Below are 21,152 nucleotides of genomic sequence, written 5' to 3' on the forward strand. Positions count from 1 at the left end.
ATGCATCGATACTGAGCATTGTGATAGGTTTCGTGGCGGAGGGGTCGGGGAGATGGGACGCAGATGACGACGAGACACGCCGAAATCCTCCGCCAGATCCGTCCCCGCGGCGGGCCGGAGGACATCGAGCGCTGGCAGCAGCGCAAGGGTCAGATGACGCGCGAGGCGATGCTCGATGCTGCCGTCGACAGCCTCGTCGACAGTGGCTACGCCGGGCTGTCCACGAACGACGTCGCGCGGCGCGCGGGCGTGTCGCGCGGCGCGATGCACCACCATTTCGCGACCCGCGATGCCCTTGTCGAAGGGCTGATCGAGCACGTCTTCTATCGGCGCATGAGCCAGTTTCTCGACATCTTCACGGCTGCCATCTCCGACATCCGGCAGCGCGGCGGGGAAGTTCTGCCGCACGTGGTCGCGACGCAGCTTCACTGGCAATCGATGCAGACCCGCGATTACGAGGCCTATCTTCGCCTGGCCGTCGCCGCGCGCAACGATGCCGAACTCGAAGCGATCTTCCGCCCCGCCGCGCGCCGTTTCGACGAACTGTGGATCACCGAGATGACCCACGCCTTCCCCCAGTGGCGCAACGCCCGCGAACTGATGGTCCTAGCCAACGATTTTGTGCACGCGACGCAGATCGGCCTGCTCGTCAACGGCAGCACCATCGGCGAGGAGCGCAGCCGCCTGATCCAAGAACACCTGTGCCAGGTCGTGTCGCTGCTCGCCGCGCGGGCACCGGACTGACGGCTCCCCGCGGCAGGAGCGGCGGAAATTGCGGCAGACTGAAAACAGGCACGGTTGCCGCTTTTCCTGACGCATGTCATAGTTGCCGCAAGGGCCGGCGTGCATCAGCCTGCCCCCAGAACAGACCATCCGGGAAGAGGAACCGGCTCTCATGAACCAACAGACCGCAGTGCCGCCACCGATGGACGGCCGCGACCCGTCCAACCTGCGCGGCGACAGGATCACCGGCGATCGCTACTATTCGCCCGAATTCGCGCAGAAGGAATGGGACCACGTCTGGACCAAGATCTGGCACATCGCCGGACGGACCGCCGACATTCCCGAAGCGGGCGACTTCCTGGTCCACAATTTCATGAAGGAATCGGTCATCGCCGTCCGGCAGGAAGACGGATCGATCCGCGCCTTCTACAATTCGTGCGGGCACCGCGGGATGCGGATGGTCCACGAATCGAGCTCGGTCGAGAAGTTCCACTGCCCCTACCACGGGTGGAAATGGGGCATCGACGGGGTGCTCGCCTACGCGCAGGACGCCGACGTCGACTTCAGCCGCGGCAACCCGTGCGGCAAGCTGAAGCTGAACGAACTGCGCTGCGAAACATGGGGCGGGTTCGTCTGGTACTCGATGGACCCCGACGGCATTTCGCTGCACGACTTCCTCGAGCCGATGCCCGCGCTCTATCGGAACTATCCGATGGACAGGGCCGTGCGCGTCGCGTGGTACCGCATCGAGATCAACGCCAACTGGAAGTTCGTCACCGACAACTTCTCGGAAAGCTACCACACCCGCACCGCGCATCCGCAAGTGCCGCCGTGGATCGACCAGGACGTCGATTCCGCGCGTCACGAGATGTGGCCCAAGGGTCATGGCCGCACGGTCCAGCCGATGCGCCCGTCGCTGTCCGACCGGCCCGAGGGCGGCGGCAATGCCATGTTCGAGGCGGAACTGCGCAAGTGGGACATCGATCCGGCGCGCTACGCCACCTACGAGGACTTCGCGATGCAGGGCTGGCTCGACCTCAAGGCGGCCAAGCAGAAGCTGTGGCGCGAGAAGGGCTATCTCCACTACGAACACATGAACGACGAGGAGATCACCGATTCCCCTCACACTGTCATGTTCCCCAACGTCACGATCAGCTTCCTGCCCGATCACCTGATCCTGTTCCGCTCCGAACCGCACGCCACCGATCCGGAGAAGTGCTATTTCGACCTGTGGTGCATGGCCTTCCCGGTCGAAGGGCAGACCGAGGTCGAATCGATCATGGCCGGGATCAAGCCACTGAAAGAGGTGGCAGAGTGCGAGCACCGCATGTTCGACGCCGGGCGCGGCGTTCCCGAACTGGCGGGCCAGATCGTCTACCAGGACATGGAACTGGCCGAGGCGATGCAGGCGGGCATGCACTCGCGCGGATATACCGATGCCTATCTCTCTGATCAGGAGACACGCATCCGCTTCTTCCACGAGGTATTGAACGACTGGATCGAAGGCAGGAGACCCTGACATGGCGAATATCGTGATCACCGGTGCGGGGCGGGGCATCGGCCTCGACCTTGCCCGCAAGCATGCCGCGCGCGGCGACCGGGTCTTCGCGCTCGTCCGCGATACCGGCAAATCCAACGCGCTCGCCGCGCTGGCCGAGGGGTCGAACGGCGCCGTCAGCGTCCACCGGCTCGACGCTGCCGACGTCAAGGGCATTCCCGCCGCTGCGGCGGCCGTGCCGTGCGAGAGCGTCGACGTGCTCTACAACGTGGCGGGCGTAAGCGGTCCGATTGCCGGCGAACTGGAAGGCGATATCGATTGGGATGCGTGGGACGAGGCCTTCGACATCATGGTCAAGGCGCCCTTCGCCATCACCAAGGCGTTCCTTCCGAAGATGGGCGAGGGCAGCAAGGTCGTCAATTTTTCCAGCCAGCTTGCCGCCTCGACCTGGCCCTATGGCGGCTACTACGTCTATGTCGCGACCAAGGCGGGCCTCACCGCCCTGACCCGTTCGCTGGCCATCGATCTCAAGGATCGCGGGATCACGCTGATTTCGGTCCACCCCGGCTGGGTTCAGACCGACATGGGCGGCCCGGACGCGGATATCACGGCCGACGAGAGCGCGAACGGCATCGTCGCGCTGGCCGACAAGGTGGGCATCGCGGACAGCGGCGGCTTCTTCAAATGGAACGGCGAGCCTCACCCGCTTTGATCGCCACAGACTGACAGGGAGGCACGACATGCCCTTTACCGGACCGCTGGAGGATCGCGTCGCGATCCGCGAGGTGATGGAAACCTACGCCTACGGCGTGATGACGATCAATGAGGAGGTCTGGGCCTCGACCTGGGCCGACGACGCCTACTGGGCGCTGCCCGAATATCCCGACCTCGGCGGTTTTACCGGCAAGAAGGCGATCGTCGAGGCGTGGGCCGGGTCAATGAAGGCCTACGGTCTCGACAACATGACCAAGCCGATGGTCTACATCGCCAATCCGGGCCGGATCGAGGTCGACGGCGACAAGGCCGTGGCGACGACCTTCACCATCGAGGTCTACGAACACCCCGAAACGAAGGAGACGGTGTTCACCAACGGCCATTACGAGGACGAACTGGCGAAGATCGACGGCAAATGGGTCTTCACCCGGCGCGAATACCGGATCTTCCACGAACGCCGCTGATCGCGCGGCATCACGCCGGACGCAACGCGCGCTCTCAGCCGACGGCGGGGAGCGCGCTTTCGCGTTCGTCGACGTAATAGACCTTCATCGTGGCGCGGTCGAACAGCTTGTCCTCGTCGATCCGGATCTCCTCGGCCACCGCCTCGTCATCGCGGATCGAGGCGAAGAAGGCCTCCATCACCGCTTCGCTCGGAAAGTCGATTTCCATGACGACGTCGCGCTCGCTGCCGTCATCCTCGCGGCCCACCGGGGTGAGAAAGCGGCGCACGTAGCGCGTGGCGTAGCCCGACAGGACCTTTTCGCCGATCACCCGGTGGCTGCGTTCGTAGTATTCGACGAACTCGTCGTGGGTCATGCCGTCGCGGCGGCGAAAGATGCTGAGCAGGGTAATCGTCATCGTCTCGTCTCCAGCCATTGGCGGGTGGCCTGCGCCACCGCGCTCGCCCGGTCCACCGGGTCGGGAAATCCCTCGCGCAACGCCGCCGAGCGCAGTTCGATCGACAGCGGCAGGTCGTCGGGCAGCGCGCGATAGATCGCATCGAGATCGAGCGCGCCCTCGCCCGTCTGCTGGCGCAAGTCGACGGCGTCGACGATGACCGCGTCCCAATCGTGCACGTCGGGCCGTTCGGCCAACGCGTCGCAGAACTGCGCGTAGGAAATCAGCGACCGGTCCAGCGACGCGATCTGCGCCACCGGGGTGTGCGAACGGTCGACGTGGATCGGGTCGATCAGGATGGCGGCGCGTTCGTGATCCACTTTCTCGACGATGGCCTTCGCCTCGGCCAGGTCGTGCACCGCGCTGAACCAGCCAAACTCGAGGTTGATCCGCAAGGACGTGCCCTCGACATGACGGCAGAGCTGGGCCAGCCAGTCGGCGGTCCTGCCGTGATCGGGATCGGAACTGACGCACAGCGCATTGGCCGCGCCCAGTTCCAGCCCGACGTCGAGGATCGCCTTGTGATCGTCCATCGTCGCACCGTCGCGCAGCCACAGCACCTCGACGTCGATGACGCCGATGCCGGTTTCGGCCAGGGCCTGCCGCGTCGCCGTGGTCTGCGCCGGGCTCCATTCCGCCGGGTCGACCCAGAGCCCGGCCAGTTCGAACCCCGCGGCGTGGGCTGCGCGAACCACGGTCGCGGCGTCGAATTCTGGCAGGACGCCGGACGCCAGCCCAATGGGGTTCATGCTCACATTTCCGGTTCGGGCTGGGTGGGATCCTGCGCGACGTACCAATTCAGCCATTCGTGGAAGTACTGGTTGCCGCGTTCGTTCTTGCCGAAGATGAGGTTTTCGTGCGCGCCGCTTTCCAGGCCTTTCTGGATCTGCATGCCGATCACGTAATCCTCTTCATAGGTCACGTCGCGGAAGAAATCGGCCATGCCTTCAAGCTTCGCCTTTTCCTCCTCGTCCCTGGGCGGGTTGCGCGACAGGTAGGAGAGCACCGTGCGGTTCTCGTTCGCCTTCGGCCCCGGGAAAAGCTGCGCGACCTGCGTGATTTCGGGCGCGACGAAGATCGACACGTTGGGAAAGAGGATGCGGACGAAGTCGTAGCCGTAGTTTTCGCGCGTGCCCCATTCGCCACGCGGCACGTCCTTCAGCAGGTTGCCGATCTCGTGCTGGGGAAAGCCGATCCGCATCGACGGGCCGAACCCTTCGTAATGGGTGCAGTTGGTCGGCGTGCGCGGAAAGATCGTTTCCGGGTGCAGCGACTGGAAGTGGTACCCTTCCAGATAGCCGTCGAAGGCGATCTTCCAGTTCGCGCCGTGGATCGTGCGGTTGCCGACGAAGTGCCAGTCGGCAAGGCCCAGGTCCTCGAAATCGGCGAGATAGCCGCGATAGTAGGCATCGAGGTCGATCGCGCCGTTCGGGTCGAGCACGACGAAGATCATGCCTGCCCGCTCCTCGCAGGGCAGCTGGCGCAGGCCCAGTTCGGCCTTGTCGACATCGCCGAAGGTCTGCCGCTCGTTGATGCCGATCAGCTTGCCGTCGCGCCCGAAAGTCCAGGAGTGGTACTTGCAGGTGAAGCGCGGGCAGTTGCCGCGGCCTTCCTCGGCCACCGGCGCGCCGCGGTGCGAACAGACGTTGAGGAAGGCGCGCACGGTGCCGTCCTTGTCGCGGGTGATCAGCACCGGCTTGCCGACCGCGTCCATCGCCTTGTAGTCGCCCGGATTGGGCATCTCGGCGGTGAAGGCGAGAAGCAGCGGCAGCTTGTGGAAGACCACGTCCATCTCGTTGCGGAAGATCGCCTCGTCGCAATAGCTGGCGGCGGGGACGCGCATCGTGCCCTCGCCCTGGAACGTGGTCTTGTTCTCGACATAGCCGAGCATGGTTTCGGCGATTTCGCCGATGTGGCCGATGCGCGCTGCGCGATCCATCGTGGTCTCCCGGACTGGTTTGCGGGCGCGCGATGAACGCGGACCCGGATTTTCCGCCCAAGGCTGCGCGCCGAAAGGGAAAAGGACAACTCCCCAAGGTGACAGGTGCGCTTGGCCGATTGAGCCGCGAGCCGTGCTGCCCTACCCTTTTCGCCAATGGCACCGACGCCGTCGTCTGGCGAAGAGAGATCGGATGGCGACGCGCACGGCGCGACGGGCGCGCGGCGAATATCGAGGAGCATGCAATGGCGAAACTGGCGATGCCGTGGGACTGGCTCGAACTGCCGCCAGGGCACCTGCGCGCCTTTGCCGACCAGTGGGCCGGCAAGACCATCGCCGACTTCGCGCGCGAACGCGCCGCCGCCGATCCCGGCTATGTCGCGCTGGTCGACGGCGTCCGCTCGCTCACCTATCGCGAATGGCTGGGCGAGGCGCAGGCGCTGGCCAACGCCATGGCCGCGCGCGGGCTGGAGCCCGGCGACGTAGTCGCGTTCCAGACCCCCAACTGGCACGAGGCGGGCATCCTCAACCTCGCCTGCGCGATCCTCGGCCTGGTGGTGAACCCGATCGTGCCGATCTATCGCGACCATGAAGTCGCGATGATGCTGGCGGACTGCCGCGCGCGGGCGATCTTCACCTGCACCACGTTCCGCAAGTTCGACTTCGCCGAGATGGCGGCGCGGCTGAAGACGGACCTGCCCGATCTCGATTTCGCCTTCACCGTGCGCGGCGAAGGGCCGGACGATCTCGTCGCGCTGGTCGAGGAAGGGCGCTCGCTGCCCGACGTGGCGCCAGCGGTCGATCCGCGTTCGGTCAAGATGGTGCTGTTCACCAGCGGCACGACAGGGCGCCCCAAGGGCGTGCTGCACAGTCACGACACGCTCGAGAACATCGTGCGCAAGAGCTACGCGCACTGGGGCGTAAACGCGGGCGACACCACGATCATGCCCTCGCCCGTCACGCACATCTCGGGCTATGCCAACGGGCTGGAGACCCCGCTGATCAGCGGTACCCGCGTGATCCTGATGGAAGCCTGGAACGCCGACGAGGCGCTGGCCCTGATCGAGGAGCACGACGTCGTCGGCACCGTGGCGGCGACCCCGTTCCTCGTCGAACTGGCCCACGCGGCACGCAGCGCGGGCAAGCGGCTGCCCACGTTCCGATTCTTCGCCTGCGGCGGCGCGGCGGTTCCGGCCGACCTGATCCCGGCGGCGAACGCGGCCTTCGACAACCTCACCGCCTTCCGAGTGTTCGGCGCCAGCGAGGTGCCGCTGGTCACCTTCGGCTGGCCGCGCCACGAAGCGCTGGCCGCCGTGACCGACGGCGAGGTGATCGACTACGAGGTAAAGGTGGTGGACGACGAGGGCGCGGCCGTCCCCGTTGGTACCGAGGGCGAGATCCTCGCGCGCGGCCCCTCGATGATGCTGGGCTACGCCGACGAGGCGCAGAGCCGCGCCGCCTTCGATGCGGAGGGTTATTTCAAGACCGGCGACCTCGGGGTCCTGTCCGCAGAGGGCGCGATCACCATCACCGGGCGCAAGAAGGACCTGATCATTCGCGGCGGCGAGAACATCAGCGCCGTCGAGATCGAGGACGTGCTGCGCACCCATCCGCAGGTCCGCGACGCCAGCGTCGTCGCCATGCCGCACGAACGTCTGGGCGAAGGGGTCTGCGCCTACATCATCAGCGAGGGCGAACCGGCCACGGTCGAGGCGCTGTGCGCCCACGTGCAGGCGAGCGGCCTGGCCCGCCAGAAGACGCCGGAAAGGTTCGAGTTCGTCGAAGACTATCCGCGCACAGCGTCGGGCAAGATCCGCAAGGACCAGCTCCGCGCCGACGTGAAGGCAAAGATGGAGGCGGAGGCTTCTTCGGTTACGTAACGTTACAAGATATATCTTGAAAGATTCCCAGGAGGGCGTATCTGCCGTGTCATGAAACACGGAAACCATACGCGCGGTCATCGCGCCCATCGCGGCCCTCGCGGGCCTTTCGACGACACCTTTGGCTATCTTGGCGGCCACGATTGCGGCCATCACCGCGGGCACCAGGACATGAAGCATTTCGGCGGCCACGGCGGTGGGCGCGGACCCTTTCGCGGCGGGCCGGGCATGGGGCCGGGCATGGGGCCGGGAATGCGCGGACCGGGCGGGCGCGGTGCCAAGCGCTTCACCGGCGACGAACTGCGCCTGCTGGTGCTCGACCTGCTCGACCGCAACGGTCCGCGCCACGGCTACGACCTCATCAAGCTGTTCGAGGAGGCGAGCGAGGGCGGATACAAGCCCAGTCCCGGCGTGCTTTACCCGATGCTGACGATGCTCGCCGACATGGAGCTGGTCCGCGAAGGCGACGACGGCGAGAAGCGCCGAAGCTACGAACTGACAGAGGCTGGGCGCACCCTGATTGGTGAACAGGCGGAGACGCTTGCCCGCGCCCGCGAACGGCTGGCCGCGATGGCCATGCTGGCGCAGCGCACCGATCGCGGCCCGGTTCGGCGCGCAATGATGAACCTGCGCACGGCGGTCATGCAGCGCCTCTCGGACGAAAAGGCGGACGAGGAGCTGCTGCTCGACATCGCCGCCGAGCTCGACCGCGCGGCGAGCGCGATCGAGCGGATGCGGCGCTGAGCGTTCAGGTGGCCCAGTTCGCCCCGGCCGCATGGCGGCCGGCGCGGCGGCCGAAGTACGATCCCGGCCCGAGGCTCATGCCGCTGGCATAGGCCTTGCCGTTGCGCGGGATGTGCGCCGCGCTCGCCCCCACGGCGTAAAGGCCGGGGATCGGCTCCGCGCGCGGGGTCAGGCATTCGCCGTTCGGCCCCGTCTTCAACCCGCCCAGCGTGATGTAAAGATAGGTCGATCGGTCGAACGAGATGTCGAACGCGGCGTAGGGCGGCTGGTCGAGCGGCTTCAGCCATTCGGCCGACTTGTGCAGCACCGGGTCCTTCCCCTCCGCCGCCGCGGTGTTGTATTCGGCCATCGTCTTCACCAGCGAGCCGGTCGGCAGCCCCAGGCCCGCCTCCATTTCCTCGATCGTTTCCCAGCCATCGACCAGCTGGTGCCGGGCAAACGGATTTTCGGGATAGGCGAAGATCTCGCTGTCGAGGATCAGCCAGGCCTTCTGGTCGGGCTGTTCCATCACGAAGTTGCCGAGGCGGCCGTGATAGCTGTCCTCGGTCACGAAGCGTTCGCCGCGCTTGTTGACGACGATGCCCTTGATCAACTGGGCCGGCGGGTAGATCGATCCGGTCGGGATCACGCCGTCCATCGCGCTCGTCCCCGCACCTGCCGACAGGCCGAGCAGCACGCCCATGCCGTCGTTGCTGGGGATGCCGAGCGGCTCGCTGGTTTCGCCCAGCAGCGGCAGGTTCTTCGCGATCATGTCGCGGTTCATGTTGTAGCTTCCCGCTGCGATGATCACCGCGCGGCGCGCCTTCACATGGATCGTGCGGTCGCTCTGTTTTACGCGAACGCCCACCACCCGGCCCGAGGCGTCGGCGACCAGCGCGGTGACCGCGCTGTCGTACATCGCCGGAATGCCTTCCGCCTCGCAGCGGGCGAGGAGCGGCGCCATGCCCGCGTGCCCGGCGTTCTCGCCCTCTCCCGCCACCTTGTGGCCGCGCGGCGCGGGCCTTGCGACCAGCTTGTAGGGCCAGACCTTCTCGTTGCCGGTGCTCATCAGGCAGGTGGTGTCGAGCAGGTAGACCGCCTTGCCCTTGAACTCGGTACGCTCGAACGGAACGCCCTGTTCCTCCAGCCAGTCGAAGTGGGCCGGGCTGTCGTCGCAGAACTGGCGCACCGCCTGCGGGTCGAGCGGGTCGCAGCTGGCCATGATGAAGTTGGCCATCTCGTCGGGCGTGTCGTCGTAGCCCATCGCCTTCTGCACGGCGGTGCCGCCGCCAAGGTAGTAGATGCCCGATGACATCGCGCTCGCCCCGCCGCCGCCGCTGGCCCGTTCGACGATCAGCACCTCCGCGCCCGCGCGGTGCGCCTCCAGCGCGGCGCAGCTTCCCGCCACGCCCTGGCCGATGACGAGGACGTCGCATTCCCGGTCCCACTGTCCGATCGCGGCGGCATCCAGCAGATCGGGCACCCTATCGGTCGCTGCGGTCATGGCTTTATCCCTCCGCCGCGCCCGTGGCGGCCATGACGCTGGCTTCGATGTCCTGCTTGCTGGGGTTGCCGCGCAGGCACAGGCCGCCGTTCACCTGCAGGTTCTCCCCGCTCATGAAACATTCGTCGCTGGCCAGGAACACCGCCGCGGCGGCGATGTCGTCGCTGGTGCCGTAGCGCCCGCCGGGATAGCCCTTGAGGAAGGCATCGAACAATCCGGGGACATCGCCCGCATCCGCCGTCATCGGCGTTTCGGTAAGGCCCGGCGAGATCGAGTTGGCACGGATGCCCTCGTGGCCGAATTCGTTGGCGACGCAGCGGATGACGTGGTCGGCCCCCGCCTTGGTGCCCATGTAGGCGGCGTGATCCCAAAGCATGATCTTCGCCGTCGCGCTGCTGATCTGGATGATCGAGCCGCCCTCGCCGCCCATCGATCGCGCCATCTTGCGCACCATCGCCTGGTAGAACTGGAACGGGCCGATGAACTGCAGCGCAGTCATCTGTTCCAGTTCCTCGCGCGTGTTGTCGAGGAAGGGGGTAAGCAACCCCCAGCCGGTGGAATTGATCGCGATGTCGATGCCGCCGAGCTTATCCGCCGCCGCGTCGGCCAGCGCATTCACGCTCGCCTCGCTGGTCAGGTCGCAGGGGACATGATCGCAGCCCGTTTCGGCGGCGAAGTCGGCGAGGACCTCTTCCTTGCGCCCGGAAACGAGCACCCGCGCGCCCTCTGCCATGAAGCGGCGGGCGATGTGCTGGCCCATGTTGTCCTTGCTGCTCGCGCCCAGAATCACGGCGCGCTTGCCTTCCAGCCTGCCCATGGCAAATCCTCTCATCCTGTCGTTCGACCGGCAGGATTACCATTTGCCACGCGCGCATCGGCCTACGCAAAAGGGCAGTCGTGCAGGGCGTCCGCGCAGGCCTAGACCTGTACTTCGCTTCGCGTTCGGCCCCTCCTGCGGCCGATCCGCGACATACCGATCACAAAACCAGGGAAAGGATCATCTCATGGATCTCGGCCTCAAGGGCTTGAAAGCCATTCTCGTCGGCGCAAACGGCGGCATCGGCCGCCAGGTCGCCAAAGTGCTGGCGGCAGAGGGCGCGGACGTCGCGGTCTGCGGCCGCAGCCAGGAAAAAGTCGACAAGGTCGTCGGCGAACTGTCGCCCAGCGGCGGCAAGGTCTTTGCCGAGGCGATGGACGTGACCGACCCGGAAAGCGTGCCCGGCTTCGTCGAACGTGCCGCCGAAGCGCTGGGCGGCTGCGACATCTTCATCAGCTTTACCTCCACCAACCTCGGCGTCGACAGCGACGAAGGCTGGCAGGCGATCCTCGACGCCGACATCAAGCCGATGCGTCGCGGCATCGCGGCGGCCATGCCCTTCCTCGAGAAATCTTCGAACGGATCGATCATCTGCATGAGCTCGACCGGCGCGGTCGAGGAGTTCATGGGGGTCCAGCCCTACAACGCGCTGAAGGCGGCGGTGATGGTCTATTCCTCGGGCCTGGCGCAGTCGCTCGCCCCCAAGGGCATCCGCGCCAACTGCATCACGCCCGGCCCGGTGATGACCGATGACGGCCCGTGGGCCTACATCAAGGAGAACATGACCGACTTCTACGATGCGACCATGGCGCAGATCCCGACCGGTCGGATGACCACCGGCGAGGAACTGGCCAAGACCATCGCCTTCGTCGCGTCCCCTGCGTGCAAGGCGATGACCGGCGCCAACATCGTGGTGGATTCGGGTTACACGAAGCGGGTCCAGTTCTGACCTGAGCACGTTTGCGGCGGGCGCCCCCACCCGACCGTCCACGAAAAAGGCCCCGGACCTAGCCAAATGCGCAGGGTCCGGGGCCATTTTTGTTGATCGCGATCAAAAACAGGCAGGCCTGCCCGGTTTATCATGCTCCCCGCATCGACACAGGAGCATGGCGCACATGGCAGAAGCAGACCCCGCGCGTTTCGAACGCGCACGCTGCCCCGGACCGGGCTGGGAAGACATCCTGGCCGCGGACGATATCCAGCCGCCGGCCTTCATGGCCGAGGACCGGTACGCTTACCTGGGATCGGAGCCGATCGACGCCTCGCGCTATCATAGCCCCGAGTTCTTCCGCGCCGAGTGCGAGAGAATGTGGCCCCGCGTCTGGCAGTTCGCTGCTCGCGAAGAGGACATGCCCGAACCGGGCGACTACGTCACGTACGACAACGCCGGTCGATCCTATCTCGTCGTCCGGCAGGAGGACGGTTCGGTCCGGGCCTTCCACAACGTCTGCCTGCATCGCGGGCGCAAGTTGAAGACCGACTGCGGATCGGCCCACAAGTTCGTCTGCCCGTTCCACGCCTTTGCCTGGAACATCGACGGTTCGCTGAACTCGATCCCCTGCCGCTGGGACTTCGGCCACCTCAGTGACGAGAGGATGACGCTGCCCGAAGCCAGCGTCGCGCGCTGGGGCGGCTACATCTTCGTGCGCGAAGCCGAGGACGGGCCGTCGATCGAGGAGTTCCTCGCCCCCCTGCCCGACTTCTTCACCCGGTGGCGGCACGAGGATTGCACCACCATCGCCTGGGTCGGCAAGGTGGTGCCCGCGAACTGGAAGATCACGATGGAAGCTTTCATGGAGAGCTACCACGCCTATGCCACGCATCCGCAGCTGATGCCCTTCACCGGCGACGCCAACTCGGCCTACCACGTGCTGGGCGATCACGTGAACGTGAACTACACGCCGTTCGGCACGATCAGTCCGCATGTCGCGAACCAGGGCCTGTCCGAACAGTGGCCCGAGCAATGGATCGTCGACGAGTTCGTGAAATACAACGGTCGCAGCGCCGACAACTACGACCGGGATGCCGGCAAGTCCGCGATCACGGTACCCGATGGCGGAACCGCGCGGCAGGTGCTGGGCCAGGCGCTGCGCGCAACCAGCGAACGCGCATTCGGCGGCGACTATTCGGGCGTGTCGGAAAGCGAACTGCTCGACGCCCTCGTCTACAACGTCTTTCCAAACTTCGCCCCCTGGGGCGGGTTCATGCCGAACATCGTCTATCGCTGGCGCCCGTGGCCTGACGAAAACAGGTGCCTGATGGAAGTGCGCGTGCTGTCCCGCGTGCCCGCAGGCCAGCCGCGTCCCGCCGGCGTGCCGATGCACATGCTGTCCGATGACGAGAACTGGGCCGATGCGCCGGAACTGGGCGTGCTGGGCGCGGTGGTCGACCAGGACATGGAGAACATGATGCTGACCCACGAAGGGCTGAAGGCATCGAAGAACCAGCGGATCGAACTGGCCGACTACCAGGAAGTGCGCATCCGCCACTTCCACCAGGTGCTCGACCGCTATCTGGGCGAGGCGCGCTGAAATGACCGAACTCTACGCCAGGTACGGCGACATCGCCGAACGGATGCTCCATTTCGTCGAAAGCCGCACGACCGACCAGGCGCCCTCCACCCTGCGCGTGCCGGTGTCGAATTACCTAGACCCGGCGCGGTGGGAGCGGGAGAAGGAGCTGGTCTTCAAACGCCTTCCGCTGATGCTGGCGCTGACGATCGAGCTGCCCGCAAAGGGCGACTACAAGGCGATGGACGTGATAGGGATGCCGATCCTCATCACCCGCGCCAGGGACGGAAAGGCCCGTGCGTTCCTGAACGTCTGCAAGCACCGCGCCGCACACCTGGCGCCCGATGGCAAGGGCAACTGCTCGCGCTTTTCCTGCCCCTATCATGGCTGGACCTATTCGAACGAGGGCAAGCTGCTCGGCATCGCCGAGGCGAGCACCTTCGGCGAAGTGGATCGCAGCGACCTGCACATGACCGAGCTGCCCTGCGACGAGACGACCGGCATGATCTTCGTCATCCTGACGCCGGGGCTCGAGATCGACGCCAAGGCATGGCTCGGCGACATGCACGAGGATTTCGCCGCGCTGAGGCTGGAGGAGTGGTACTACCACAAGTCCAAGGAGATGCGCGGCGCCAACTGGAAGGTCGCTTACGACGGCTACCTGGAAGGCTATCACTTCGCGGCCGCGCACACCAATACGGTGGCCCCGCGCTCGCCTTCGAACCGCGCGCATTTCGAAGGGTTCGGCCCGCACATCCGGCTGGGCTTCCCGCAGAAGTCGATCGTTCACCTCAAGGACCTGCCGCGCGACGAATGGGGCCGGCACGAGAACGACGGCTACGACTTCATCCGGATGCTGTTCCCGAACTTTGCGCTCTTCCTCGCGCCGGAAATGTGCCAGTTCGCGCAGCTGTTTCCCGGCGACGCGCCAGACCGCAACGTCACGGTGATGAACTACGTCTTCCCGACCCGGCCCGAAACCGACGAGGAGATGGGCAAGCTCGACGAGATGTGCGACTTCTTCTTCGACGTGGTGGAGGAAGAGGACTACCGGCTGGGCCTGCAGGTGCAGAACGGGCTGGAAAGCGGCGCAATGACGCACCAGACCTTCGGCCGGAACGAACCGGGCAACCAGTTCTTCCACAAATGGCTCGACCATTTCCTCGACGAAACGGGAGAGACGCCGATGCCGGTGATGAAAGGCTGAACGGGCGCGGGCGACGGATGCGGACCGAAGTCCGCTTCCCGGCCTGCCGCCCCGCCGCCGATCAGGCCAGCTTCAGCAGCAGCTTGCCGGTGTTGGCGCCCGTGAAAAGGCGCATGAAAGCGGGGTAGGCGTTCTCGATCCCCTCCTGCACGTGTTCGTCGATGCGCAGCTTTCCCTCGGCAATCCATTGCGCGACTTGCGCGCCGCCCTCGGGGAAACGCGCGACATAGTCCATGATCAGGAACCCGTGCATCGTCGCCTCGTGCACCAGGATCTGCCACAGGTTCTTCAGGCCATGCGGCTCGACCGCGTTGTATTCGCTGATCAGGCCGCACAGGATAACGCGGGCCTTGCGCGCCAGGTTGAAGACTTCCGCTTCCATGACCGTGCCGCCGACGTTCTCGAACAGGATGTTGATCCCATCCGGAGCCGCCCGCGCGATTTCCTCCCGAAGCTGCTCCTCGCTCTTGCCGCGATAGTCGATCGCGACATCGTACCCGTAGTCGTCGACAAGGCGACGGCACTTTTCGAGTCCGCCCGCGATGCCGATGGTGCGGCAGCCGTGGATCTTGCCGATCTGGCCGACGACCGAACCGACCGCCCCCGCCGCCCCGCTGACGCACAGTGTCTCGCCGGCCTTCGGCTTGGCGATGTCGGTCATCGCGAAATAGGCGGTCAGGCCGACCGCGCCCATCGCCGAAAGGAACTTCGATGGGCTGCTGACCGCGGTCACATCGACCTTCTGGGTGAAGAACTCGGGCAGGATCGCGCTGTATTCCTCGATCCCGTTCAGCCCGATGACCCAAGTGCCGACGGGGAACTCGGGATTGTCGCTGGCCACCACTTCGCCCACCGTCGTCGCGCGGACCGGCGCGCCCAGCGGAATCGGCGGCATGTAGTTCGGCTCGTCCGACATCCAGCCGCGCTGCGCGGGGTCGAGCGAGGCGAAATGGTTGCGAACCACCAGCCCGCCGGCCGGCGCGCCCGGCACCGGTTCGCTGACCAGTTCGAAATCATCGGGCACCGGGTCGCCGACCGGGCGGCGGCGCAGCAGGAAACGGCGATTGACGGTCATGTCCTTGTCCTCTCTCGGCTTCGCGCGCAGCATAAGAGGTTTGCCGCACGCCTTGCGGTGATCTTCAGCGGACCCAGCGGATCGCGTTTTCGACCAGCCGGCGATAGTGCAGGTTCCCGTAGGCTCCCGGCCCGTCGCCGGGCTGGATATAGACCAGCCGCGACCGGCCAACGGTCCTCGCCCAGCCGACCAGATTGCTGCCCGGCGGATGGTCCCAGCCGTCGCGGCAATACATCCGGCCTTCTACCGCATGGGTCGCGGACCAGAAATGGTCCTTGTCGAACCGCGCATCGGACCAGAGCAGCGGCGTCACGTCGTCGCCGAACACCTCGGCAAGGTAGGGCTCGTCAGTCAGGGTGAAACATTCGGGAAGCCCCGCGGTCACCGGGTGGCCCTGTGCCACGGTGAATTGCTGCGCAACATCGTGCGCGAACCCGCTGTCCAGCCGATGTTCGCCGCGCAGCATGCCCGGGCGGTAGAGGAAGCGCCCGCCAAGGATCTCGGCATAACGCTCCCACGTCGGCCAGCCGGCCAGCGCGTGATGCAGCGCGACCACGCCCTTGCCGCTGTCGAGCAGTGCCTCGAAACCCGCCTCGAACCCGGCAGGCGGCGCGACGTAAGCGGGCGGATTGTCCGGCGCGGCAAAATCGAGGCCGGGCATGTCGTAGAGCACCAGCACGTCGAACTCGCGCATGCCGTCCGGGTTCATCAGGAACGCGGCGGCCGGCTGGTCGACCATCGTCGCCGATATCCCCGCCATCCCCTCGAACACCGAAGCAAAGGCGTCGCGGCCGAAGGGATGCCCCCGCACCGCGACGAGGCAGCGGATGTCGGCGCGATAGTCGATGGTGGGCATGGCCGATCAGCCGCGCACGTCGATCAGCGCCTTGCCGGTGTTCTTGCCCGTCAGCATCCGGGCATAGCCGATCAGCGTGTTCTCCAGCCCGGTCGTCACGTCGAAGGCGGCGGTGATCCGCCCTTCATCGTACCAGTCCTTGAGCGTCTGGTAGAAGCCGGGACCCTTTTCGGGCACGTCGGGCAGGAAGAATCCCTCGATCCGCAGGCGGCGCATCAGCACCTGGTCGTAGTGCGCCGGCCCCGGTGCACCCTGCGGCGCGTCGTAATTCGCGACCATGCCGCAGACCGCGATGCGGCCATAAAGCGCCATGTTCTGCAGCGCCGCGTCGAGCACGGCGCCGCCGACATTCTCGAAATAGGCGTTCACCCCGCCCTCGATCCGGCCCAGTTCGGCGACGAGATCCTCGTTCTTGTAGTCGATGCAGCGTTCCGCGCCGAGGCTTTCGACATAGCGGCACTTGTCCGGCCCGCCGGCGATGCCGATGACGCGCGCGCCCAGGTTGCGGCCGATCTGCACCGCCAGGCTGCCGGTCGCGCCCGCTGCGGCCGACACCACCATCACTTCGCCCGGCTGGATGCGCAGGATGTCCTGGATGCCGTAAAGCGCGGTCCAGCCGTTGAGGCCGAGGACCCCGAAGTGCTGCCGGATATCGTCGAGCGTGTCGTCCACCGCCACGGCCCAGGCCTCGTCGGGCCGGAAGGTCGAATAATCGGCCCACTGGCCGAAGGCGCGGACCAGCGTGCCGACCGGAAAGCGATCGTCGCGGCTCTCGCTCACCCGGCCCAGGCCGAGGCCGACCATCTTCGTGCCCAGCGGCAGCGGCGGCTGGTAACCGTCCTCGCGGCCGCCCATCCACATCCGCGTGCCGGCATCCATCGAGAGGTAGTCCGCCTTCACGCGGATCTGTCCATCCTCCAGCGGCGGCAACTCCTCATGCTGCAATGACAGCGCCGCAGCAAAGTCGTCGCCCTGGGGGTGGGCGTCGAGACGCCAGTAACGGTTGGTGGTCATAGGCATCCTCGGTTCGAAGTGTTGCACAATGTCTATAGTCTGCCGGGAATGCATGACCCTGTAATTTCGGTCAGGGAGGCAGTCGCGGGCTTTGTGGTAAGAGCATCGCCAGGAAAAGAGCTTTTTCCCAGGGAGAGACATTGATGTCATTCAGCAAGCATTCGCTTCTTGCCGCTTCGTGCCTTGCCGGCGCGGCCTTCGCCAACCCCGCCATCGCGCAAGACACCGCGCCGGCCAGTGAAGAAGTCCGCCAGGGCGGCCTCGACGAAATCGTGGTCACCGCCCGCAAGCGCGAGGAAAGCGTGCAGGACGTGCCGGTCGCCGTCACCGCGCTTTCGGAAAAGGTCATCGAGACCCGCGACATCACCAGCATCGAGAAAATCGCCGCCGCGACCCCGAACCTCAACGTCGGCCGCGCCTCGAACGGCTCGGCGGCGCAGATCACCCTGCGCGGCATCGGTTCGTCCTCGACCTCGATCGGTATCGAGCAGTCGGTCGCGATCGTCGTCGACGGTGCCTACTACGGCCAGGGCCGCGTCATCGAGGAAGGTTTCTTCGACCTCGGCCGCGTCGAAGTCCTGAAGGGCCCGCAGGCCCTGTTCTTCGGCAAGAACGCCACCGCGGGCGTGATCTCGCTGACCACCAATGACCCGACCAACGAATGGGAAGGCTCGGTCAAGGCCGGCTACGAGTTCAAGGCGGAACAGTACAGCCTCGAGGGCATTCTCTCCGGTCCGGTCAGCGATACCGTCGGCATCCGCTTCGCGGCCCGCTATTCCAAGATGGACGGCGGCTACTACAAGAACGTCTCGACCCCGATGAACTACACCACGGTCGACGTGGCGCAGGGCTTCGGCGATGTCGAGACGCTGGTTTCCCAGCCGACCGAAAGCCCGATGTCGCAGCAGGAGGAATTCCTCGCGCGCATGACGCTCAAGTTCGAGCCGACCGACAACCTGACCAGCACGCTCAAGGTCACCCGCGACCAGAACGACACGCTGAACAACAGCTGGAACTACGTCGCCTACTCGTGCGGCAACGGCACCGGTTTCAGCCAGCTGACGGTCTATCCGTGCAAGAAGGACTTCGTCACTCACCAGAACAACCTGCCGGTCGAACTGTCGTCGATCTCGCCCTATGGCCGCGATGACGGTTCCACCTACAACCGCTACCGCAGCTGGGCGATCAACAACAACCTCGAGTACGATTTCGGCTCGATGGTGCTTGCCTCGGTCACCAACTGGCAGCGCAACAACAACAGCTGGGCCTGCGCCTGCAACTTCCAGACCACCGACACCAATCCCGGCGGGATGATCTTCGCGACCGAGAACTCGACTTGGGAAGCCTGGTCGCAGGAACTGCGCCTGACCTCCAACTTCGACGGCATGTTCAACTTCATGCTCGGCGGCCTGTACCAGAAGACCGATCGCGATTTCGGTCAGTGGGGCTACTACGGCGGCGTGCGCGATAGCGCGGCGCGTCCCGACCTGCTCTACGCGGCGAGCGAGAAGATCAGCTGGACCAAGGGCGAGACGATCGCCATCTTCGGCCAGGTCCGCATCAACCTGATGGAGAACCTGGAGCTTGCCGGCGGCGCCCGCTACACCGACGAGAAGAAGGACAGCTACTTCGCGCAGGAATACGTCAACCCGGCTTATTCGGCGGTCTATCGCTCGGGCACCGATCCGCTCGGCACGATCACGGCCAACCAGAAGTTCGACAACTTCTCGCCGGAAGTGACGCTGACCTACAAGCCGACCCCCGACCTGCTGCTCTACGGCGCGTACAAGACCGCCTACAAGTCGGGCGGCTTCTCGAACGGCGGCATCAACTCGGCCCTGTCGGCCGATCCGTACAGCGACCTTACCTTCAACCCGGAAAAGGCGCGCGGTTTCGAAGCCGGCATCAAGTCGACGCTGGCCGACAACCAGCTGCGCGCGAACGTGACCGTCTTCCGCTATATCGTGAAGGACTTCCAGGTCGACTTCTTCAACTCGCCGGTCTTCGCGTTCAACACGCTGACCGCCGACGCGAAGACGCAGGGCGTGGAACTGGAACTGGAATACGCTCCGTACTCGGTCCCCGGCCTCAACGTCACGGCCGCGCTGAACTACAACGACGCGACCTATGACAAATTCCCCGAAGGTCCGTGCTACTCCGGCCAGACCCAGGCGGAAGGCTGCAACGTGGTCACCCCCAATGGCATCTTCCAGAATCTGACCGGAAAGTCGCTTTCGGTCGCGCCGAAGTGGACCGGCGTCGTCGGCTTCGTTTACGAAACCGACCTGTCGGACAGCATGATGATCGGCCTCAACGCCAATGCGCGCTACAGCGACGATTACAATCCGTCGGGCTTCGCCAATCCGATCGCCGTCCAGGACAGCTACTGGTCGATCGATGCGGGTGCGAAAATCGGCGCAGCCGACGGCAACTGGGAACTGGCGGTCATCGGCAAGAACCTGACCAACCAGTTCTACGTGACCGGCGTCGTCGACGGGCCGAGCTCGGGTACAGCTTCGGGCGGCGTCACCGGCGTCAAGGCCGACCAGCTCGGCTTCGGCAGCCTGCCGCGCACGGTCAAGGTGCAACTGACCAAGCGTTTCTGATCTTTCCGGATCCGAACAAAATGGGGGAGCCACTTTCGGGTGGCTCCCTTTCTTGTGTCGGCGCTTGGCACCGCTGAACGGGCCGAGGAACACAAAAAAGGGGAGCACGCCATGTGGCGGCTCCCCTTTTTTTCACCGGTGCCGCATCCGCGCAAACAACGCGGAGCGGTCTAGCGGAAAGCTCAGAGTCCCTTGGGACCGTGCTGGCGGTGGATGTTACGGAACACGCGCTTCGTGAAATACCAGCGCCCGTCGATCTTGACGCATTCGTCGTCATAAACGCCTTGGTCGCGCATCGTCTTGTCACCCTGATCGTAGACTTCGCTGGTATAAGACCGCATCGTCGCCCGGTCGCCATTCACTTCGATCGAGCCGGGCCAGGCGTGAAAGAGCACGCCGGGAAAGCTCTTCATCGCTTCTACCCACAGGCCGACGATATTGGCGCGGCCCTGCTGCGGCGGGAATTCGGGATAGTCGGGCATCTCCCAGCGCGAGTCCTCGGCCCAGCAGGCGCCCCAGGCATCGGCATCGTTGCGCACGACGGCGTCGGCATAGCTGTCCAGCAGTTCGCGCAGGGCCAGGCGGTCGGAATCGGGTCCGGTAAACGGCATCATGCTCTCCTTCGGTTCGATGGGCGCGAAGGTATAGGGCGCTCACCGCCGCGAAAGCTGGCCGATTGGGTAGGTCGCGGGCGGGCCGCTACCGCCCGCCGGCGCCGGTCAGCGCGCGACCGGCAGTTCTTCCATCGACGGGGCCTCGCCGGGCACGCAGACCTCGATCGTGTCGTTCTCGACCCGCACGGGGAAGGTGCGCAGGTCCTTGTAGGCGCCGCCAAGGCAGCGCCCGGTCGCCATCTCGAACCGCGCGCCGTGCAGGGGGCACATGATCGCGCCGCGCCGGACCCGCCCTTCGGACAGCAGCGCCGCCTGGTGGGTGCAGCGATCGTTCACCGCGAACAGGCCGTCCTCGGTCTTCGCGACTAGGACATACCAGCCCGCCACGACAGCCGCCGCCTTGCCGGTTTCGGGAAACTCGCTCATCGCGCAAAAGGTGTGCCAGCTATCGCTCACGTGTCTTGTCTCTGATTGATCGGATGCTCAGGCCTTATCGGCCCGATGACCCGGTTACACGCTAATCTTTGCGATAGCTACCGCCGGGCCGGGCCATTGGCGAGACTGCGGCGCAA

General features: G+C 65.5%; 20 protein-coding genes. 10 read left to right on the forward strand and 10 right to left on the reverse strand.

Features of this window, described 5'->3' with window-relative positions; translation table 11 throughout:
• Positions 1-63 precede the first annotated feature (63 nt).
• From J2X37_RS05250 to J2X37_RS05265, 4 genes are all read left to right on the forward strand, one after another.
• Positions 64-744 (forward strand): TetR/AcrR family transcriptional regulator, encoded by a 681-nt coding sequence (locus J2X37_RS05250; protein ID WP_310018584.1) that lies wholly within the window; start codon positions 64-66, stop codon positions 742-744.
• A gap of 151 nt (positions 745-895) precedes the next feature.
• Positions 896-2,242, forward strand: a complete 1,347-nt coding sequence (locus J2X37_RS05255) for an aromatic ring-hydroxylating dioxygenase subunit alpha (RefSeq protein WP_310018586.1) — start codon at positions 896-898, stop codon at positions 2,240-2,242.
• A gap of 1 nt (position 2,243) precedes the next feature.
• Entirely contained in the window at positions 2,244-2,933 is a 690-nt protein-coding gene (locus J2X37_RS05260) for an SDR family NAD(P)-dependent oxidoreductase (protein ID WP_310018589.1), read from the forward strand.
• Between the two features lie 28 nt (positions 2,934-2,961).
• Positions 2,962-3,399 (forward strand): nuclear transport factor 2 family protein, encoded by a 438-nt coding sequence (locus J2X37_RS05265; RefSeq protein WP_310018591.1) that lies wholly within the window; start codon positions 2,962-2,964, stop codon positions 3,397-3,399.
• A 34-nt stretch (positions 3,400-3,433) separates the two neighbouring features.
• Here the strand turns inward: J2X37_RS05265 and J2X37_RS05270 are convergent, their stop codons facing one another.
• From J2X37_RS05270 to J2X37_RS05280, 3 genes are read right to left on the reverse strand one after another with little or no spacing between them, the layout of a single operon-like run.
• Positions 3,434-3,814 (reverse strand): EthD domain-containing protein, encoded by a 381-nt coding sequence (locus tag J2X37_RS05270; RefSeq protein WP_310018594.1) that lies wholly within the window; start codon positions 3,812-3,814, stop codon positions 3,434-3,436.
• Positions 3,793-4,584, reverse strand: a complete 792-nt coding sequence (locus tag J2X37_RS05275) for a TIM barrel protein (RefSeq protein ID WP_310018596.1) — start codon at positions 4,582-4,584, stop codon at positions 3,793-3,795. Before J2X37_RS05275 ends, J2X37_RS05270 begins: the two co-directional genes overlap by 22 nt.
• A 2-nt stretch (positions 4,585-4,586) precedes the next feature.
• Positions 4,587-5,774: an SRPBCC family protein gene (locus tag J2X37_RS05280; protein ID WP_310018598.1), complete on the reverse strand. Its 1,188-nt coding sequence runs from the start codon at positions 5,772-5,774 to the stop codon at positions 4,587-4,589.
• 245 nt (positions 5,775-6,019) lie between these two features.
• On the opposite strand from J2X37_RS05280, the gene J2X37_RS05285 reads away from it, so the two are divergent.
• The gene (locus J2X37_RS05285; RefSeq protein WP_310018600.1) at positions 6,020-7,654 is read left to right on the forward strand and encodes an AMP-binding protein; all 1,635 of its coding nucleotides are present in this window, start codon (positions 6,020-6,022) and stop codon (positions 7,652-7,654) included.
• 51 nt (positions 7,655-7,705) lie between these two features.
• Entirely contained in the window at positions 7,706-8,398 is a 693-nt protein-coding gene (locus tag J2X37_RS05290; RefSeq protein ID WP_310018603.1) for a PadR family transcriptional regulator, read from the forward strand.
• A 4-nt stretch (positions 8,399-8,402) separates the two neighbouring features.
• On the opposite strand, the gene J2X37_RS05295 is transcribed toward J2X37_RS05290, so the two are convergent.
• Positions 8,403-9,881: an FAD-dependent oxidoreductase gene (locus J2X37_RS05295; RefSeq protein WP_310018605.1), complete on the reverse strand. Its 1,479-nt coding sequence runs from the start codon at positions 9,879-9,881 to the stop codon at positions 8,403-8,405.
• 4 nt (positions 9,882-9,885) lie between these two features.
• On the reverse strand, positions 9,886-10,698 hold the full coding sequence (locus J2X37_RS05300) for an SDR family oxidoreductase (RefSeq protein WP_310019511.1): 813 nt from the start codon (positions 10,696-10,698) through the stop codon (positions 9,886-9,888).
• Positions 10,699-10,885: 187 nt separating this feature from the next.
• On the opposite strand from J2X37_RS05300, the gene J2X37_RS05305 reads away from it, so the two are divergent.
• The 3 genes from J2X37_RS05305 to J2X37_RS05315 all read left to right on the forward strand — a co-directional run bounded on the left by J2X37_RS05305 (position 10,886) and on the right by J2X37_RS05315 (position 14,415).
• A complete protein-coding gene (locus tag J2X37_RS05305) occupies positions 10,886-11,647 on the forward strand; it encodes an SDR family oxidoreductase (RefSeq protein WP_310018607.1) in 762 nt (253 codons plus the stop codon).
• Between the two features lie 166 nt (positions 11,648-11,813).
• The gene (locus J2X37_RS05310) at positions 11,814-13,229 is read left to right on the forward strand and encodes an aromatic ring-hydroxylating dioxygenase subunit alpha (RefSeq protein ID WP_310018610.1); all 1,416 of its coding nucleotides are present in this window, start codon (positions 11,814-11,816) and stop codon (positions 13,227-13,229) included.
• 1 nt (position 13,230) lies between these two features.
• Positions 13,231-14,415 carry an SRPBCC family protein gene (locus J2X37_RS05315; RefSeq protein ID WP_310018612.1) on the forward strand — a complete coding sequence of 395 codons (1,185 nt, stop codon included), beginning with the start codon at positions 13,231-13,233 and terminating at the stop codon, positions 14,413-14,415.
• Positions 14,416-14,476: 61 nt separating this feature from the next.
• On the opposite strand, the gene J2X37_RS05320 is transcribed toward J2X37_RS05315, so the two are convergent.
• The 3 genes from J2X37_RS05320 to J2X37_RS05330 form a co-directional block, all read right to left on the reverse strand.
• Positions 14,477-15,490, reverse strand: coding sequence for an NADP-dependent oxidoreductase (locus J2X37_RS05320; protein WP_310018615.1), 1,014 nt, complete (start codon positions 15,488-15,490; stop codon positions 14,477-14,479).
• Positions 15,491-15,554: 64 nt separating this feature from the next.
• Complete coding sequence (locus tag J2X37_RS05325; protein WP_310018617.1) at positions 15,555-16,346, reverse strand: ThuA domain-containing protein; 792 nt, start codon at positions 16,344-16,346, stop codon at positions 15,555-15,557.
• 6 nt (positions 16,347-16,352) lie between these two features.
• Entirely contained in the window at positions 16,353-17,360 is a 1,008-nt protein-coding gene (locus J2X37_RS05330) for an NADP-dependent oxidoreductase (RefSeq protein ID WP_310018619.1), read from the reverse strand.
• A gap of 143 nt (positions 17,361-17,503) precedes the next feature.
• On the opposite strand from J2X37_RS05330, the gene J2X37_RS05335 reads away from it, so the two are divergent.
• Positions 17,504-19,966: a TonB-dependent receptor domain-containing protein gene (locus J2X37_RS05335; RefSeq protein WP_310018621.1), complete on the forward strand. Its 2,463-nt coding sequence runs from the start codon at positions 17,504-17,506 to the stop codon at positions 19,964-19,966.
• Positions 19,967-20,148: 182 nt separating this feature from the next.
• Here J2X37_RS05335 and J2X37_RS05340 read toward each other — a convergent pair whose 3' ends face one another.
• Together J2X37_RS05340 and J2X37_RS05345 are read right to left on the reverse strand one after the other, a co-directional pair.
• Positions 20,149-20,577 carry a nuclear transport factor 2 family protein gene (locus J2X37_RS05340; protein ID WP_310018623.1) on the reverse strand — a complete coding sequence of 143 codons (429 nt, stop codon included), beginning with the start codon at positions 20,575-20,577 and terminating at the stop codon, positions 20,149-20,151.
• Positions 20,578-20,685: 108 nt separating this feature from the next.
• Positions 20,686-21,036, reverse strand: coding sequence for a nitrite reductase (NAD(P)H) small subunit (locus tag J2X37_RS05345; protein ID WP_310018625.1), 351 nt, complete (start codon positions 21,034-21,036; stop codon positions 20,686-20,688).
• Between the last annotated feature and the right edge of the window lie 116 nt (positions 21,037-21,152).

Source organism: Croceicoccus sp. BE223, from assembly GCF_031457155.1.
Taxonomy (GTDB): Bacteria; Pseudomonadota; Alphaproteobacteria; order Sphingomonadales; family Sphingomonadaceae; genus Croceicoccus.